This is a genomic window from Campylobacter sp. 2014D-0258 (genome assembly GCF_008000495.1).
GTDB lineage: Bacteria > Campylobacterota > Campylobacteria > Campylobacterales > Campylobacteraceae > Campylobacter_D > Campylobacter_D jejuni.
Window position 1 is genome coordinate 37,183 of sequence record NZ_VOAR01000025.1, and the last position, 18,150, is coordinate 55,332.

General features: G+C 31.0%; 19 protein-coding genes. 2 read left to right on the forward strand and 17 right to left on the reverse strand.

From position 1 onward, the window contains the following. Position 1: 1 nt before the first annotated feature. The 17 genes from SR62_RS04960 to lepA form a co-directional block, all read right to left on the reverse strand. Positions 2-697, reverse strand: coding sequence for an ABC transporter ATP-binding protein (locus tag SR62_RS04960; protein WP_002873318.1), 696 nt, complete (start codon positions 695-697; stop codon positions 2-4). Beyond that, complete coding sequence (locus SR62_RS04965) at positions 684-1,454, reverse strand: ABC transporter ATP-binding protein (protein WP_002893211.1); 771 nt, start codon at positions 1,452-1,454, stop codon at positions 684-686. Before SR62_RS04965 ends, SR62_RS04960 begins: the two co-directional genes overlap by 14 nt. After that, positions 1,451-2,503, reverse strand: a complete 1,053-nt coding sequence (locus SR62_RS04970; protein WP_002893210.1) for a branched-chain amino acid ABC transporter permease — start codon at positions 2,501-2,503, stop codon at positions 1,451-1,453. The genes SR62_RS04965 and SR62_RS04970 overlap by 4 nt, the downstream gene beginning before the upstream one ends. After that, positions 2,503-3,399, reverse strand: a complete 897-nt coding sequence (locus SR62_RS04975) for a branched-chain amino acid ABC transporter permease (RefSeq protein ID WP_002852952.1) — start codon at positions 3,397-3,399, stop codon at positions 2,503-2,505. Before SR62_RS04975 ends, SR62_RS04970 begins: the two co-directional genes overlap by 1 nt. 18 nt (positions 3,400-3,417) lie before the next feature. Further along, positions 3,418-4,527, reverse strand: coding sequence for an ABC transporter substrate-binding protein (locus tag SR62_RS04980; protein WP_002853905.1), 1,110 nt, complete (start codon positions 4,525-4,527; stop codon positions 3,418-3,420). 21 nt (positions 4,528-4,548) lie between these two features. Continuing rightward, positions 4,549-5,664, reverse strand: a complete 1,116-nt coding sequence (locus tag SR62_RS04985) for an ABC transporter substrate-binding protein (RefSeq protein ID WP_002867160.1) — start codon at positions 5,662-5,664, stop codon at positions 4,549-4,551. Between the two features lie 30 nt (positions 5,665-5,694). Next, positions 5,695-6,129, reverse strand: coding sequence for a c-type cytochrome (locus SR62_RS04990; RefSeq protein WP_002892251.1), 435 nt, complete (start codon positions 6,127-6,129; stop codon positions 5,695-5,697). Between the two features lie 8 nt (positions 6,130-6,137). Then, positions 6,138-6,329 (reverse strand): mini-MOMP protein, encoded by a 192-nt coding sequence (locus SR62_RS04995; protein WP_002853004.1) that lies wholly within the window; start codon positions 6,327-6,329, stop codon positions 6,138-6,140. Between the two features lie 51 nt (positions 6,330-6,380). After that, positions 6,381-6,887 carry a YqhA family protein gene (locus SR62_RS05000; RefSeq protein ID WP_002892249.1) on the reverse strand — a complete coding sequence of 169 codons (507 nt, stop codon included), beginning with the start codon at positions 6,885-6,887 and terminating at the stop codon, positions 6,381-6,383. Positions 6,888-6,895: 8 nt separating this feature from the next. Continuing rightward, entirely contained in the window at positions 6,896-7,927 is a 1,032-nt protein-coding gene (locus tag SR62_RS05005; protein ID WP_002892247.1) for an aspartate-semialdehyde dehydrogenase, read from the reverse strand. Further along, complete coding sequence (gene flgR, locus SR62_RS05010; protein ID WP_002892246.1) at positions 7,927-9,228, reverse strand: fla regulon two-component system response regulator; 1,302 nt, start codon at positions 9,226-9,228, stop codon at positions 7,927-7,929. Before flgR ends, SR62_RS05005 begins: the two co-directional genes overlap by 1 nt. A 56-nt stretch (positions 9,229-9,284) precedes the next feature. Beyond that, complete coding sequence (gene flgQ, locus SR62_RS05015; RefSeq protein WP_002892245.1) at positions 9,285-9,734, reverse strand: flagellar assembly protein FlgQ; 450 nt, start codon at positions 9,732-9,734, stop codon at positions 9,285-9,287. Then, positions 9,710-10,225 (reverse strand): flagellar assembly lipoprotein FlgP, encoded by a 516-nt coding sequence (flgP, locus tag SR62_RS05020; RefSeq protein ID WP_002852972.1) that lies wholly within the window; start codon positions 10,223-10,225, stop codon positions 9,710-9,712. Before flgP ends, flgQ begins: the two co-directional genes overlap by 25 nt. A gap of 64 nt (positions 10,226-10,289) precedes the next feature. Then, the gene (gyrA, locus tag SR62_RS05025) at positions 10,290-12,881 is read right to left on the reverse strand and encodes a DNA topoisomerase (ATP-hydrolyzing) subunit A (RefSeq protein ID WP_147502289.1); all 2,592 of its coding nucleotides are present in this window, start codon (positions 12,879-12,881) and stop codon (positions 10,290-10,292) included. A gap of 40 nt (positions 12,882-12,921) precedes the next feature. Next, positions 12,922-13,497, reverse strand: coding sequence for a ComF family protein (locus tag SR62_RS05030; protein ID WP_002853564.1), 576 nt, complete (start codon positions 13,495-13,497; stop codon positions 12,922-12,924). Further along, on the reverse strand, positions 13,494-14,138 hold the full coding sequence (gene mapA, locus SR62_RS05035; protein ID WP_002852941.1) for an outer membrane lipoprotein MapA: 645 nt from the start codon (positions 14,136-14,138) through the stop codon (positions 13,494-13,496). Before mapA ends, SR62_RS05030 begins: the two co-directional genes overlap by 4 nt. 76 nt (positions 14,139-14,214) lie before the next feature. After that, a complete protein-coding gene (gene lepA, locus SR62_RS05040) occupies positions 14,215-16,011 on the reverse strand; it encodes a translation elongation factor 4 (RefSeq protein WP_002909145.1) in 1,797 nt (598 codons plus the stop codon). A gap of 126 nt (positions 16,012-16,137) precedes the next feature. Between lepA and cmeD the strand changes: the two genes are divergently transcribed. Then, complete coding sequence (gene cmeD, locus SR62_RS05045) at positions 16,138-17,412, forward strand: multidrug efflux RND transporter outer membrane subunit CmeD (protein WP_002852947.1); 1,275 nt, start codon at positions 16,138-16,140, stop codon at positions 17,410-17,412. Beyond that, complete coding sequence (cmeE, locus tag SR62_RS05050; RefSeq protein WP_002797145.1) at positions 17,409-18,149, forward strand: multidrug efflux RND transporter periplasmic adaptor subunit CmeE; 741 nt, start codon at positions 17,409-17,411, stop codon at positions 18,147-18,149. Before cmeD ends, cmeE begins: the two co-directional genes overlap by 4 nt. Position 18,150: the final 1 nt, after the last annotated feature.

An 18,150-nucleotide genomic window follows, 5' to 3' on the forward strand; every position in this document is an offset into this window, starting at 1 on the left:
TTTAAAGCCCTAAATATTTCTTTCTAATCTCATCATCACCTATTAAATTTTTAGCCTCGTTTTCCATTACAATGCGACCATTTTCCAAAACATAAGCATAATCACTTATTTTTAATGCAGAATAAGCATTTTGCTCTACCAAAAGAATAGTTATACCCTCTTCTTTTAAACGCACAATAATATCAAAAACTTCACCCACAATCTTTGGAGCAAGTCCCAAAGAAGGCTCATCCAACATCAAAAGTTTTGGTTCACTCATTAAAGCCCTTGAAATCGCAAGCATTTGCGCTTCCCCTCCACTCAATGTTCCAGCTAAAGCATGCTTTTTACTTGCAAGTCTTGGAAAAAGTTTATACATTTGCTCTCTTAAATGCTCATAATTTTCAGCATTATTAAAAGCACCTATTTTTAAATTTTCCTCTACGCTTAAATTAATAAAAACACGCCTTCCTTCAGGAACTAAAGCTATACCTTTTTGAACTAAAGTATGAGTTAAATGCCTTTTAGTATCATAACCTAAGAAATTAACCTCACCAGTTCTTTTAACTGAGTTTAAAAGCGCATTTAAAGTTGAAGTTTTACCTGCTCCATTTGAACCTATAAGAGAAACAATATGACCTGTTCCCACTTTAAAATCAATCCCTTTAACAGCTTCAATTAATCCATAATAAACATGCAAATCTTTAACTATTAGCATCAAAATCCCCTAAATACGCAGCAATTACTTCTTTATGATTTACAGCATCGCAAAGTTTACCTTCAAAAATTGTTTTTCCATAATCAAGTACCAATACGCGATCACACAATTTATTTACAAATTTCATATCATGTTCTATAAGCAAAACGCTAATTTTATAATCTTTTCGTAATTTAAAAATGAGCTCAGCAAGTTCATCACTCTCAGAGCTATTCATCCCAGCGGCTGGCTCATCAAGCAATAATAATCTTGGTTGAGTAGCCATTGCTCTTGCAATCTCAACTTTTCTTTGTTGTCCATAACTTAAGCTAGTAGCCTTTTCATTGGCAAATTCTGCAATACCAAGTTCTTCTAATATTGCATAAGCCTTCTCTTTAAATACTTGTTCTATTTTTCCAAAACGCCCTAAATGCAAAAAGGCTTCAAAAATATTATATTTCATTTGTTTATTAAAACCAATAAGAACATTTTCAAGCACATTCATGCTTGAAAAAAGCCTAATATTTTGAAATGTTCTAGCTATTCCTAAATGCACAATCTTATGAGGTTTTAAGTGGTCAATTCTTTCTCCTAGAAATTCAACCGAACCTGAACTAGGTTTATAGTTACCTGTTATAATATTAAAAAGAGTTGTTTTGCCAGCCCCATTAGGTCCAATTAAAGCAAAAATTTCACCCTCATTGATTTTAAAAGAAGTTTCATTAATAGCCTTAACACTACCAAAACTTTTTGAAATTTGTTTTAATTCCAAAATCATTTTTCACTCCTTTTAAAACGCTTTTTAATCCCTCTAATCACATCACTCAACTCATAATAACCCATTATGCCTTTTCTTGCAAAAAGCATTACTAAAATCAGAACAATAGAAAAAACAACCATTCTAAGCCCTGGCGTTGATTGGATATCAAGATTTAAAGAATCTATTTTTATATTTAACTCATCTAAAAATCTAAGCCACTCACTTCCACCAATAACTAATATCGCACCTATAATAGCACCTGTAGTAGAACCAAGTCCGCCTAAAACAATAATAATCAAAAGCTGAAAAGTAAGTAAAAAATCAAATTGAGTTGGAGATACGGTAGTCAACAGACAAGCCAAAAGTCCCCCACCTACACCTTCTAAAAATGCTGAAGTGCTAAAAGCTAAAGTTTTTATCCAAAAAGTATTTATTCCCATAGCACTTGCAGCATCTTCATCATCTCTTATAGCCTTCATTGCACGACCATATTTAGAATAAACTATATTTAAAATTAAAATAACCGCTACAATAGCAATACCACCTGTCCAATAAATCGTGGAAAATTGTGGAATATCTACCAGCCCTCTTGAGCCATTAGTAATAGAAGGAAAATTAATAGCAGCTATTTTAATAATTATTCCAAAGCCTAAAGTTACAATAGCCAAATAATCCCCTCTCACGCGAAATACAGCAAAAGCCAAAATCAGGGCAAGTAAAGATGAACAAATTCCAGCCACAATTAAAGCTAGAATAAAGGAATTTGAATGGATGGCTAAAATAAAAGAACTAGGACCATCTAAAAAAAACTGATCATTTTTCGCATCAGCACTTAAAAGAACTAAAGCAGCCGCATAAGCTCCAATCGCAACAAATCCATTGGGTTCTAGTGAAAATTGTCCAGTTACACCATTAATAAGGTTGTAACTCACAGCCAAAATAATAAAAATAGCAATTTGATTAACAATATTTAATCCATAGTCCCCAAAAATATAAGGAGAAATGAAAATAAAAATAATTGAAGCAATTAAAAAGATTAAATGTGAAACCTTAATTTTAACCATCATTAAAACCTACTCTTTTCAAAATTTATACCTAAAATTCCCGTAGGCCTAAATAACAATATAAACACCAAAAAAATAAAAGCAAATGCATCTTTAAAGCCTGATAAATCTGGAAAAAAAGCCACAACAACAACTTCAGTAAATCCTATAATAAGTCCACCCAAAACTGCACCTACTACAGAACCTATACCTCCTAAAACTGCAGCAGCAAAAGCTTTTAAACCTATTAAAGTTCCCATAGTAGGTTCAACAGAGTAATAATTTGCAGCCCAAAAAACACCCCCAACTGCTGCCAAAGCTGAACCTAGGGCAAACACTATAGCAATAATACGATTTGCATCTATACCCATTAAATTTACTGTTTGTATATCAAATGCCAAAGCACGAATAGCTATACCATATTTGCTTTTATACAAAATCCATAACACTGCTATTAAAATAACAAATGTAAGAGCAGGAACCATTAAAGAACCATAGGTTGTTATCACTCCGCCAAAATTAACACTTTCCTCAAAATAACTTGGCGGTGTAAAAGTTCTAGGTGTTGAAGTAAAAAGCATATTAAAAAGATTTTGCAAGAAAAAACTAATACCAATTGCTGTAATCAACAATGAAATTCTAGGAGCCTGTCTTAAAGGTTTATAAGCGATTCTATCTGTAGCTATTCCAACACAGGCAGCAAAAATCATTGCCAAAGACAAAGCTCCTAGAAAAGGAACATTTAGATTGGTCATGCAAAAAAGAGCTGCATAAGCACCAACCATCATAATATCGCCATGAGCAAAATTAATAAGTCTTAACACACCATAAACCATCGTATAGCCAACAGCAATAAGGGCATACATACTGCCCAAACTAAGTCCATTAACAAGTTGTTGTAAAAATAAAGTAGAATCCATAATCTTTCTATTTTTCCTTTAAGGATTGATAATATCTTTATAATTTTGCTTTTGATTTTTAATTTCTTTAACCACTACAGAACGAGTTGCATTTCCTGTTTGATCAATACTGATAACACCAGAAACACCTTGATAATTTTTAGTTTGGTGAATTTTTTCATTGACACACTTACTAGTAAGATTTTCAACGCAAGCATTCATAGCATTTAGCATTACAAAATACGCATCAGCACCCATAGCTGAAAAATTTGGAACTTCTTTTGTTCCTTTAGCTTTTTCATAAACACTGATAAATTCTTTGCTTAATTTTGTAGTTGGATTATTAGCATCAAAACTATCTGTGAAAATATAACCCTCGCTTGCATCTCCAGCTAAACTAATAAAAGTTTGATCAGCAACTCCATCTGCAGAACCCATAGGAATATTTAAACCTGCGAGTTTTGATTGTCTTGCAAATAAAGAAGCTTCGCTATAATAAAGCGGTAAAAAAATAAATTCTGGATTTAAACTTTTAACTTGAGCTACAATAGCTCTAAAATCTTTATCACCTGAATTAACTCTTAAAATTCTAAGAATTTGACCACCATTAGACTTGTACTGTTTTTCAAAAGCTTTTGCTAAACCTAAGGAATAGTCAGTGCTTTGATCTACTACAATAACAGCACTTTTGTAATTAAGTTTTGAAAAAACATATTTTGCTAAAGATGAACCTTGAAAACTGTCCATAAAACATACTCGAGAAGAATATATTTTTTTATCAAGCAATCTATCACCAGTTGCAGCAGGAGCGATCAATGGAATTTTATTATCTTCTGCTACGCGCATAACTTGCAATGTATTAGCAGTAACCATTTCCCCTATAAGACCTATAACTTTATCTTGAGAAACTAAACGATTTGCTCCACTCGAAGATTCTAATTTATCACCTTTAGTATCAATAATAGCAAGAGAAACCTTATCTCCATTACTTAAAGTTGATTGCATTGAATTTGCAAGTTTAATCCCTTCTAGTGCACTTTGTCCATATGCTGCAGTAGCTCCGCTAAGTGGTAAAACAACTCCTATTTTGACTTCCGCAGCACTTAAACTTAAACTTAGAATACTTGCTAAAATTAAACTTTTTTTCATTCTCTACCTTTATTTTAGTAATTATGGATTTATAATTGTTTTATAATTTTGTTTTTGATTTTGAATTTCTTTAATCACAACAGAACGAATAGCATTACCGCTTTCATCTATGCTAATCACACCACCAACAGCTTGAAAATCTTTAGTTTGATGAATTTTGCTATTAATACATTCACTGCTAAGATTATCAACGCAAGCATTCATAGCATTTAGCATTACAAAATACGCATCAGCCCCCATAGCCGAAAATGCTGGAAGTTCTTTTGTTCCTTTAACTTTCTCATAAGCTGCAACAAAATCTTTTCCTAATTGTGTAGATGGATTGTTATAATCAAAACTATCAGTGAAAATCACTCCATTAACAGCACTTCCGCCAAGATCTATAAAAGTTTGATTATTAACACCATCTCCTGCTGCTAAAAGTTTATCAAAACCAATTTGTCTTGCTTGTCTCGCAATTAAAGCAGCTTCAGGATGATAAATAGGCATATAAACAAAATCAGGATTTAAACTCTTAAGTTGCGAAACCACAGCTCTAAAATCTTTATCTCCTGAATTAATAACAAGTTTTTTTATAATTTTCCCACCATTATTCTTAAAAGAATTTTCAAAAGCTCTTGCCAAACCTAAAGAATAAACATTGCTTTGATCTATGATGATAACAGCATTTTTAAGCCCTAAATCCTTAGATACATAAGTAGCAAATTTATCTCCTTGAAAACTGTCTTTAAAACAAACTCTACTTGCATATTTCTTTTTATCTAGCAATTTATCTCCAGATGCCACTGGAGCTATTAGAGGAATTTTTTTCTCTTCTGCTATAGAAATAGCTTGAATGGTATTTGGAGTTGTAGCTTCACCAATAATCCCAAGGACTTTATCTGTTGCTATTAAACGATTAACTCCGTTTGAAGTTTCAAGCTTATCTCCTTTTGTATCTATTGTGATAAGTTTAATAACATCTCCATTTGAAAGTTTTGGCTGTAGCTTATTAGCCAGTTCAATTCCGTTAAAAACATCTTGCCCATAAGCTGCCACAGTTCCAGTTAAAGGTAAAACTACTCCTATATTAATATCCTTAGCATATAAGCAATTTACCATAGTTAAAACACTTAAAGTTAAAGTTAGTTTTTTCATAGCATTCCTTTTAATTATAGTTTTTACATTTTATTTTAGAAATATATTATGTTTTGTTTTTTGCGCAGGTTCTTCTTCAAGAAGATCTTTTACTTGCAAATCAAGCGCAAAATTTCCACCTTTAATATAAGCAATAATATTATCTATATCCTCGTGGCTTAAATTTCTAGCATAAAAAGCCATTTGAGAAGCTGTTGTAGAACTACTACTATCAAGAGTATAACCTATCAAAGCTCCTTTAATATCCTCAGGAGACATATCTTTTAAAATTCTAGATCCTATAACACTCTTTTCAGCATTATCTCCATGGCAAGTATTGCATTTATTTTGAAAATACAAAGCCTTCGCTTTTTCCATATCATATTGCTTATTTGCATCAAAGGTATAAGTAAAAAATGATTTCAAGTTAATACCAAAAAGCGCAACAACAAATATTGAATTAATAAACAACCATCGTATAATCATGATTTTCCTTATTTTATTGTAATTTCCGTTTGTGTTTTATTTTGATATCTATGTGTTTTTTTGTTGTATTTTTTTTCTTTTTTAATATCATAGCGATAACGAACAGTCCCTGAAACTTCTATATCTTTAAAGACTTCATCTAAAGGAGCTGCAAAAACAAAATGATTTAAAATCATACCAATTAAAAATATTTTTTTCATTTTTATTCTTTAAACACAAAAAACGATTATATCAAAAAAAGATAATCCTTGTTAATGACCACCTTTATGTAAAAAATAAAGTCCTACACAAAGAGCTAAAATCGATCCAGCAAGAAAAGCCATATCCACAGGAGTAGCAAATTTCATCTGCAAAACCCTTTGAAAGAAATTTACCACTAAGACCATAATGATAACTTTTGCAAGCTTGTCTTTTAATTGATCTAAGCTATGCACCTCTAAAACCTTGCTTTGTTTTGTTTGTTTAAATTCTTCTATTTCGCTGATAAAAAGCTCATAAACTCCAAAAGAAAAAATAAACAAAACTAAAGCCATAAGATAAAGATCAACAGCTCCTATAATTAAAGCCACCACATCCTCATGCAAATCCACATTAGAACCTGTATCAAAAAAATAATTATAAGTATAAAATATAACCTTTAAAACATCATAACTTGCAATAAAAAACAATACAAAAGCTCCAATTAAACCAAAAATTACGGGTAAAATTGTAACAATACGACTTCTAACAAGCAAAGATTCAAATATTTTCTCTAACATTTTTTTCCTTATTTATTTTTTAATTCTAACCATTTTTGCGCAATACGCACAGCGTTTGTTGCAGCACCTACGCGAATTTGATCTGCCACACACCAAAGATGGAGTATTTTTTTATCATACACATCAGTGCGAATTCTTCCTACATAAGTTTCATTAGTATCACTTGTCATTAAAGGCATAGGGTATTTTTTATTTTTAGGATCATCTATGACAACAACACTTGGTGCTTTTTCTAAAATTTCTTTAGCTTTTTTTACATCTATTTCTTTTTCAAAATGCATAGTAATGGCTTCGCTATGACTTCTTAAAACAGGCACTCTAACACAAGTTGCTGAAACTTCTAAATTTTTATGTAAAATTTTTTGAGTTTCATTAACCATTTTAAGTTCTTCTTTGGTGTAATCATTATCCATAAAAACATCAATTTGCGGAATAAGATTAAGCGCTAAAGTATAAGGAAAAGTTTGAGGTTCAAATTCATCAAGTTTAAAAGCAAAAAAACTTTGCATGGCTTCAACCAATTCTTGCATTCCTTCTTTTCCTGCTCCACTTGCAGCCTGATAGGTACTTACATCAACACGCTTTAAATTAAATGCATCATTTAAAGGTTTTAAAACTTGTACCATTTGTATAGTAGAACAATTTGGATTAGCAATAATCCCTGTTTTTTTCCAATCTTTAATATCCTCAGGATTGCATTCAGGAACCACCAAAGGAACATCTTTTTCCATTCTAAAATGACTTGTATTATCAATAACAACAGCACCCGATTCTACTGCAAATTTAGCATATTTTTCACTCACACTTCCACCTGCGCTAAAAAAAGCAATATCAATAGGATTTTCTTTAAATACATTTTCAGTAAGTTCTTTGACTTTATAAGCTTTGCCTTTAAATTCTACTTCACTACCTACACTTTTTGCACTTGCTAAAGGTAAAATACTTTCCACTGGAAAATCAAGTTCATCTAAAACATTTAAAAGCTCTTCCCCAACCGCACCAGTAGCACCCACAATGGCTATTTTTTGTTTTTTTGACATTACCTATCCTTTATTTGATATTTTTTAATTTTTTCATTTAAAATTTTTATATCCATACCTAAAATTTGAGAAGCTTGATCCTTGTCATAATCTACACTTAAAAGAACTTCACAAATCAATTCTTTCTCTAAATTCTTTACATCTTTTTTTATACTTCTAGCTTCTAAAAACAAATCTTCACTTGAAATTTCATCATTTTCACTTAAAATACAAGCTCTTTGTACAACGGATATTAATTCTCTAATATTACCAGGAAAATCATATTCAAGTAAAGCATTTTTAGCTTCTTGGCTGAGCTGTTTTTCCTTAAAATCATATTCTTTACAAGTATCTTCTAAAACCTTTTGAGCTATACCTAAAATTTCTTCTTTGCGCTCTCTTAAAGGCGGGATATTAATAGGAACAGTGTTTAAACGATAATATAAATCTGAACGAAATTCGCCATTTTTTATTTTTTCATCTAAATTTGCATTAGTTGCACTGATAATTCTTACATCTATTTTGATGCTTTTCGTACTTCCAAGTCGCGTAATTTCTTTTTCTTGCAAAGCTCTTAAAAGTTTGGCTTGAATTTCATAAGGCATTTCGCCAATTTCATCTAAAAACAAAGTACCCTCATTAGCCATTTCAAAAAGCCCTATTTTAGTTGCATTGGCATCGGTAAAAGCACCTTTTTCAAAACCAAAAAGCTCACTTTCAATCAAATTTGCAGGAATGGCTGCCATATTAATAGCAACAAAAGGCTTATTAGAGCGTTTAGAATGAGTGTGAATATAACGAGAAAATACCTCTTTTCCTACTCCACTCTCTCCAAAAAACATTACAGAGGCATCAGTTTTAGCCGCTTTTTGACTTAAATTTAATGTTTTTTCTAAATTAGGAGAAGTTGAAAAAAAATCTTTATTTTCTTCTTTTTTTTCATTTTTTTTGCTTTTTTTATCGGCTGTTTTTTCTCTTATGATTTTAGCACGCTTAATAGCCTCGACTAAAGTATCAACATCAAAAGGCTTGGTTAAAAAATCTTTTACTCCCAAACGAACCGCTTCTATAGCACGACTTAAAGTAGCATTTCCTGTCATAATAATAAAATCATATTTATTTTCGCAGGCTTTAACAAATTCTATGCCATCAATTCCTGGCATATTAATATCTGTAATAATCAAATCTGTATTCTCATCTATTTTTTTTAAAGCTTCAGTAGCAGATTTATAAGATTTAATATTAAATTCTTCATACTCTGCTAATGCAATTTCTAAGGATTTGCGCATATTAATATCATCTTCTACTATGACTAAATTCATCCTAAGCCTTTTAAAAAATTTCTGCTATAGTATCCAATTTGCGCTTAATTTTGAATTTACTTTTTTTTAAGATAATAAATTATCGCATTTTGTTCGCCAAATTCCATGGTAAAACGCAAGGGTAAAATTTTAATATAAGTTTCACTTTGAGCACGTAATAAGTCGGTATTAACAATATCCTTAACACTGATTTTAGCTCCTATAAAGCAATCACTTAACTCATCTTTATGAGAATTTAAAAAATTAAATTTAATTGTTTTTAGCATATTATCATCAATTAATCCTAAAGAAGTTCGAGGTAAAACTTTTAAATCTTGATCACTATAAGAAATTTCACATACCCATTGTTCTTCAACATTTTCGCTTTGCGTCATTGCTAAGGATAAATTTTGATTTTGATGAAAGAGAATGAAATTTTTACTAGAAAGCTCTGCCCAAAAAATAAATTCATCTTGGGCAAAAAGCTTAAAGCTAAGAAAGATTAATAAGCAAACAATTCTTTCCACTTGTCTGCATCGATTTTAAGTTCTAAGTTTACTCTATAAAGCCCTTGATTAAAATTCTCATCAATAATACTTGCATTTTTAATCAAACCATTTACTTGCGCAGTAATAGTTGAACTTCTAAGCATTGCATCTTTTACAGTGTCTTTACCATTCACTTTCACACCATAAAGTTTACTTGCAAGCTGTCTGTAAGCATCTGTAATCGCTGCTCTTTTTGCTAAAGCTAGGGCTTGAGCAGTAGAAACTGTATTCATTGGAGCAATTCCTTCACCAACTGCTGTAAAACTAAGTTCCGTTTCGCTAGCATCTGGAGCCAACATTTTTTCTTCTCTGATAATATCACGCACATCATCTTTATCGACTTTTTGCACGATAACATCTTGAGATGGAGCAGTGCTATTTGCACTTGAATTTTTAGTTGCACTGTTTGCACTTGGTACACAACCAGCGAAAATTCCTGCTATTGCTAGCATAAAATAAATTTTTTTCATTTTTACACCTTCAAAATATTGTAATTAGTAAAATAAAAAGCAATAAGCGTTCCAACTTTAAACTTTATTGCAAATCTAAACCAAAGTTTTCATCGCTTAACTCATCCTCATCATTTTCCTCTTTAGGACACTTAGCGATGCTAACCACCTCGTCATTTTCCACATTAACTACAATGACGCCACTTGTATTACGCCCTGCTTTTCTAATGCTTTGCATATCAACACGTATCATCTTGCCTGAACTTGTAAGAGCCATCAAATCCATAGTTTCATCTACTATAACTACGCTAATAAGATCTTTGGTTTTTTCTGTAAGTTTCATACAAATTACACCCTTACCACCTCTACTTTGTAATCTATATTCTCCAGCATTTGTGCGTTTTCCTATACCTTTTGCACTTATGCTTAAAATTTCTTGCTCATCATTTTCTATAACAACTGCACCTACTAATTCGTCATTTTTCTCTTTAAACTTAATAGCCGTCACCCCACGACTTACACGACCGATTTCACGCACTTTAGCAAGTGGGAATTTGATACACATACCTTTTTTGGTTACTGCAAAGAGCATTTTACCTTGTGTGCTTACACTTTCTTCATTTTCAAGATTTTCATCATCTAAATTTTCAATTTCTTGATTTTCTAAATTTTCTTCACCACCACTGACAAAAATTTCATCTTCATCTCTTTGAACAATAATAGCAGTTACCAACTCATCATTTTCATCCAAGTTGATCGCTCTAACTCCTACACTTCTGATATTTTGATATTCACTCAAATTTGTACGCTTTACAATACCATTTTTAGTAAAGAAACATAAAGATTTACTCTCATCAAAATCCGTGGTTGGAATAATAGCCATGATTTTTTCTTCAGCTTGTAAATTAATAAGATTTACCACTGCTTTTCCTTTGGCCGTTCTTGAGCCTTCAGGAATTTTATAAACTTTAAGCCAATAAAGCTGTCCACGATCTGTTACAAACATAAGTGTATCATGTGTATTTGCCGTAAAGAAACTTTCTATAAAATCATCATCATAAGTCGTAACGGCTAATTTTCCTTTTCCGCCTCGTTTTTGCTTTTCATATTGTTTACTAGGCACACGCTTAATATAACCACGATGCGTAATAGTTACAACCATATTTTCATTAGGAATCAAATCTTCAATATCAATATCATCATAATCATCTTCAATTTGAGTAATACGTGGCACATCAAATTTACTTCTAATTTCTTTTAATTCATCGCGAATTAAATTTTCAAGCAAGGTTTCACTTTTTAAAATTTCTTCAAGTCTTGCAATTTCTTTCATTAATTCTGCAAGTTCATTTTCGATTTTTTCTCTTTCAAGTCCTGTTAAACGACCAAGTTTCATATCTAAAATAGCATTGGCTTGAAGCTCACTAAGACCAAATTTAGCTACCAAAGAATCTCTTGCGGTATTATTATCAGAACTATTTTTAATTAAAGCAATCACTTTATCTATATTATCAAGTGCAATTTTAAGACCTTCTAAAATATGAGCTCTTGCTCTTGCCTTTTGAAGTTCAAAAATCGTTCTTCTAATAATAACTGTTTTTCTATGGGTTAAGAAAAGATTTAAAAGTTCTAACAAAGAGAAAATTTTAGGTTCTTTATTGTAAATTGCCAACATAATCACACCAAAAGTACTTTCCATAGTAGTAGATTTAAATAGATTATTTAAAACAATTTCACTCATAGCCTCACGTTTAAGCTCTATAACAACGCGGATTCCTTCTTTATTGCTCTCATCTCTTACTTCAGATATTCCTTCAATTTGCTTTTCTTTAACAAGCTCTGCAATCTGCTCTATAAGCCTAGCTTTATTGGTTTGATAAGGAAGCTCATCTATAACAATAACATCTTTATTTGTCTTTTTTTCAATATGAGTTTTAGCGCGCACTTTCACGCGACCACGCCCTGTGCGATAAGCTTCTATAATACCTTTTTTACCATAAATTATTCCACCTGTTGGAAAATCTGGACCTTTGATAAACTGCATAATCTCTTCTAAGCTTACATCTTTACTATCAAGCAAATATAAAAGTCCATCTATCAACTCATTTAAACTATGAGGTGGGATGTTTGTCGCCATACCTACAGCTATACCACTTGAACCATTTAATAATAAATTTGGAACCCTAGAAGGTAAGACATCAGGTTCACTTTCTGAACCATCATAATTTGGAACAAAATCGACCGTATCTTTATCTATATCTTTTAAAAGCTCATGAGAAAGTTTACTCATTTTTGCTTCAGTATAACGCATCGCAGCAGCGCTATCACCATCTATAGATCCAAAGTTGCCTTGTCCTGTAATACTTGGATATCTCATAGAAAAATCTTGAGCCATTCTAACCAAAGCATCATAAACTGCTATATCTCCATGTGGATGATAACGACCTATAACAGCACCCACTATACGGGCTGATTTGACAAAATCTGTTCTACTTTTTGCCTCATCATTTTGCATAGCATATAAAATTCTTCTATGAACAGGCTTTAAACCATCTCTTGCGTCAGGCAAAGCACGACCTATAATAACACTCATAGAATAGTCTAAGTAACTACCTTTTATAGAATTTTCTATATCTACAAGTTCAATATCAGAATCTTTGCTAAAAATATTCTCCATAAAAATCCTTCTATTAGTTCAAAGTTTTGATTATAGCATATTAAACTTTTGCATCAGCTAAAACAAGAGCAAAAAGTACAGAAATTTTATTTTCTTCTAAAACTTTTTTAGCTTCCAAAAGGCTAGAACCAGTCGTTACAATATCATCTACTAAAATTACAGGTTCGTGAATGGTTTTTAAGAGTTTGTAATTTCTTTTATGTTTTTGACGAAATTCTAAACTTTTTCCAGAATATTTAATATGATTTTGTGCTTTTAAAACATTAAAAACAGGTTTTACAAATTTTGTTTTAAGATATCTAGCTAAAATAGCAGAATGCGAATAAAGCATATCTTCAACCTTATCATCTAAAGCTATAACATTAATTGTCATTCTAGGATCAAAAAAATCTTTAAATTTTGCAAAACTTAATTTAGCAAGCATTTTATAAACAAAATAACCATAAAAATAATGTTTAGAGTGAAGCAAGTGTTGTATTTCATGGTATTTATAAAAAGAATAGACTTTGAAATTATTATCAAGCTTTCTTACATTTAAGGAAAATTCAGAAAGCTCTAGCTCGCATAATTCACAAAAGCAAAGCAGAGCAAAAGCTCCGCAATTTATACACCTCAAAGTTCAGAGATTAAACTAGCTGCTTTATTTGCCATTTGTTTTATTAACAAATGAGTATAAAAAGTTGTTTCTTTTAAATCATCAAAACCTTGTACATCTTGCTTGGTACGGATTGTAAATTTCTTATTTTTATTTATATCACTAACTTGTAAAACTCCTACTAGTTTTGAATGTAATCCTATAGCATCTTGAGTTGCTCCATAAGATATAAATTCTAAATCAATCTTACTCACATAAGGTGAATTTTGATCGTTATTGTCAAGCACAACTATTCCTCTAGCTTCAAGTTCTTGTTTTAAATAAGTATAAAATACCGCATTAAAATTCACATCAACAAATAACTTTTTCCCTTTAGCATTTAAAACCTTTTGCCCTTCTTTTAAATCATAAAATCTATGTAAATAAACCTTTTTCAAAGCAATACCAGTGTCTAAAGTGCGTTTATTGGCACAACATTGAATTCCAACATCGCTAATGTATAAAAGCCCTTTAATCTTTGCTTCAAAACCACCAGGACTTTCACAAGAACTGCATTGAGAATTTTTAGAAATTTGATTAACTTGAGCAAAAGTATCTTGTTTAGTTGCACAAGCACTCAAAAATAAAATAGGCACTATAAAAATCAAAAATTTTTTAAACATTTTTTCTCCTTAGAAAATTATTTTAAAATTGTATTAAAAATACAAGCAAATTTCAAGCCAAGTTTTAAATTTATCATCAATCTATCTTTAAAACACTCAAAAAAGCCTCTTGAGGTAAATTTACCTTACCTATAGCTTTCATTCTTTTTTTACCTTCTTTTTGCTTTTCTAAAAGCTTTCTTTTTCTAGTAATATCCCCACCATAACATTTTGCTGTCACATTTTTACCCATGGATTTAACAGTTTCTCTTGCGATGATTTTATTTCCAATACTTGCTTGAATGGCCACTTCAAAAAGCTGTCTAGGAACTATTTCTTTCATAGCACTAACAAGTTCTCTTCCTTTACTTTGCGCTTTTTCATTAGGCACGATAATGCTTAGCGCATCAACATTTTCACCCGCTACCTTAATATCAAGTTTTACCAAATCCCCTACTCTAAATTCTATAGGCTCATAATCAAAACTCGCATAACCTTTTGTTAAGGACTTTAATTTATCATAAAAATCCATCACAATCTCATTTAAAGGCACATCATATTCTAGCAAAACACGCTCAGGTGTGATATAGTCCATTTTAACCTGTACTCCTCTTTTGCGATTTAAAAGAGTGATTAAATTCCCTAAAAATTCACTTGGAGTAATGATAGTAGCTTTAACATAAGGCTCTTTTATATGATCGATTTTATTAACAGGAGGAAGCTCGCTAGGATTTTGAATTTTAATAAGCTCTCCATCGGTTTGATAAATTTCGTAAGTCACAGTTGGAGCTGTAGCAATCAAATCAAGATTAAATTCTCTCTCAAGCCTTTCTTTGATAACTTCCATATGTAAAAGCCCTAAAAATCCTACCCTAAAACCAAAGCCTAAGGCCAAAGAAGTTTCAGGCTCATAAGTAATAGAACTATCATTAAGCTTTAATTTATCCAAAGCATCTCTTAAATCTTCAAATTTATCCGTTTCTATAGGATAAAGTCCCGCAAACACAAAAGCTTTAGCCTTTTCAAAACCACCTATGGCTTCTTTAGCTTTGTTTTTTACCAAAGTGATGGTATCGCCTACTTGTACATCACCTACGGTTTTAAGCCCTAAAACCACCACACCTACTTCGCCTGATTGTAAAGATTGAGTTTTAATTGGACTTAAAGGGTGGGGATAAAAAAGATCTTGAACTATATGTTTTTTATCCGTACTCATGACTAAAACTTCATCGTTTTTAGCAATACTTCCTTCATAAATCCTAACCAAAGCCAAAGCACCCAAATAATTATCAAACCAAGAATCATAAATTAAAGCCTTAGTAGGAGCTTCATCATCTGTTTTTGGTGCAGGGATTTTAGTAATAATTGTTTCTATAAGCTCTTTTATACCCACTCCTGTTTTTGCACTCACGCAAATTACATCTTTGCAATCTATACCTATAATATGCTCGATTTCATGCTTTACTTTCTCAACATCAGCATTAGGTAAATCGATTTTATTAATCACAGGAATGATTTCAAGATTATTTTCAAGCGCTATATAAACATTAGCTATAGTCTGTGCTTCAACACCTTGAGAAGCATCTACTACAAGCAAAGCCCCTTCACAACTTGCCAAAGAACGACTCACTTCATAAGAAAAATCCACATGGCCAGGAGTATCAATAAGATTTAAAACAAAATTTTCATTATTAAATTTATAATTTAAACGCACTGATTGTGCTTTTATGGTGATACCACGCTCTTTTTCTATATCCATAGTATCCATAACTTGTGAACTCATCTGCCTATCGCTAATAGCACCACACTCACTAATAATCCTATCTGCAAGAGTAGATTTTCCATGATCTATATGAGCTATAATAGAAAAATTTCTAATATTTTTTACCGACAAAATTTCATCCTAAATATAAAATTTTAAAGCTAGGATTTTAACAAAATTTATGTTTAAAACAAATAAATTTTATTTTATATAAAAAACTTCAATTGAAATTTATATAAAACATATTAAAATATCAAAATGTTTGAAAAATATTTAAAATCAGCTATATTTTTAGCTCTTTATCCCTTAGCAATGTTAGCTTCTAATTTGCACGAATTTATAGCACTAAGTCAAAATAATGAATCCTATCTCATTAAGCAAATGCAAAGCGAACAAGCAAATTTAGACAAAGAACAAGCTTTTAGAAATTACCTACCCTCTCTTAGTCTAAACTCAGCTTATGTAGCCAACAATAAAGATCGCTTCATTATCGATCCACAAGAAAGTTTATTTGCTAAAGTTTCTCTTAATTTTTTGCTTTTTGATGGGGGTGCTAGAGAGGCTAATTTAAGAGCTTTAGAAAGCAGAGAAAAATTAAGCCTTTTAGACAAAGAACAAAATAAAAATTACCTTGCCCTAAATGCAATCACACTTTATTTTAACACCTTAAGTCTTGAAAAAATTTTACTAGCCAATCAACAAAAAGTATCTTTTTTAAAATCAACTTTTGAAAGATTGCAAAAATTTTACGACGCAGGACTTAGCCCTAAAGATGAACTTGAAAGCATTAAGGCTAAATACCATTTAAGCTTATTAGAGCTCAGTCAAAATGAATTAAAACTTGCCAATATACAAAAAGAGATTAAAATTTTAAGCGATACAGATTTTAAAGTGCAAGGGAATGCTTTTTTAGAAAATCCGCAACAAGAAAAAAGTCAAAACTATGAAGTAATGATAGCTAAAGAACAAATCAATCTTGCTAAAGAAAGTGTAAATTTAGCAAAAGCTGAATATTTTCCAAAATTTTATATTCAAGATAATTTTAACTTTTATAAAAACAATTATAATCCAAAAGTTCCAGCTCCTTTTGCAAATTTAGCGGATCAATTCTTAGAAAAATATTCTCAAGGTAATCAATTTATTTTAGGTATGGAATGGAAAATTTTTGATTTCAATGCAAGGGCGAAAGAAGTTGAAAAAGAGCGTTTAAATGTTCAAATAGCCAATGCAAATGCAAGATTTAGCGAGAGAAAAAATAAAGAAGAATTAAATTATTTAGACAAAAGTTTAAAAGTTTTACAAGAACAAATTTTAGCTCTTAATCTTAGCTTAAATGCTGCAAATTTAGCTTTTGAAAGTGTAGATAAAAAATACCAAGCAGGACTTGTTTCTTATGTAGAATATCTTCAAGCTTTAGAGGTTAAATTTAAAGCACAAAGCGATTTAGAGCTTGCTAAAAATGAATTTGAAATTACTAAAGCAAATTATTATTTTAATGCGGGTATAGATCTTAATTCAAAGGTTAAAGAATGAAAAAAATTCTATTTTTACTTCTTGTTTTTAATTGCGCCTTTGGCGAAGAAATTTACGCAAGTTTCAATGTAGAAGCATCAAAACAAAGCAAACTTGCCCTTGAAAGCATAGGTTTGGTTCAAAAAATTCCTGTAGAAATTGGACAAAAAGTCAGCAAAGGAGAACTTTTACTTGCTCTTGATCAAGAAAGTGAAAAAATAGCTCTTCAAAATGCTCAAAATTCTTATCAACTTGCCCTTGTAGAATACGAAAATACCAAAAGTAGGATGCAAAAAATCAAAGCTGTAGAAAATGTTATAGACAAACAAAGCTATGAAGATATGAAAGCTAAGTTTGATGCTGCTAATTTAAATTTAAACAAAGCAAAAATCAATATAGCTTATTATAAAAATATCATGGCAAAAAAAGAATTACGCGCACCTTATGATGCTATTATCGCAAACAAATTTATACAAGTGGGCGAAGGAGTAGGAGGAGTAGCTCAACCTTTAATAGAAATTTTTTCCTATCCACAAAGCAAACTGATTTTAAGTTTTGATGAAAAATATAAAGATAAAGTTAGATTAGGCGATGATTTCTTTTATAAAATCGATCAAAATGGTACAGAATTGAAAGGAAAAATCAGCCTTATTTATCCAAGTATAGAAGTAAAAACAAGAAAAATTTATGCTGAAGTGCAAACCACAAATCTAACACCAGGGCTTTTTGGTGAAGGTAGAATCATCACTAAAGATTAAA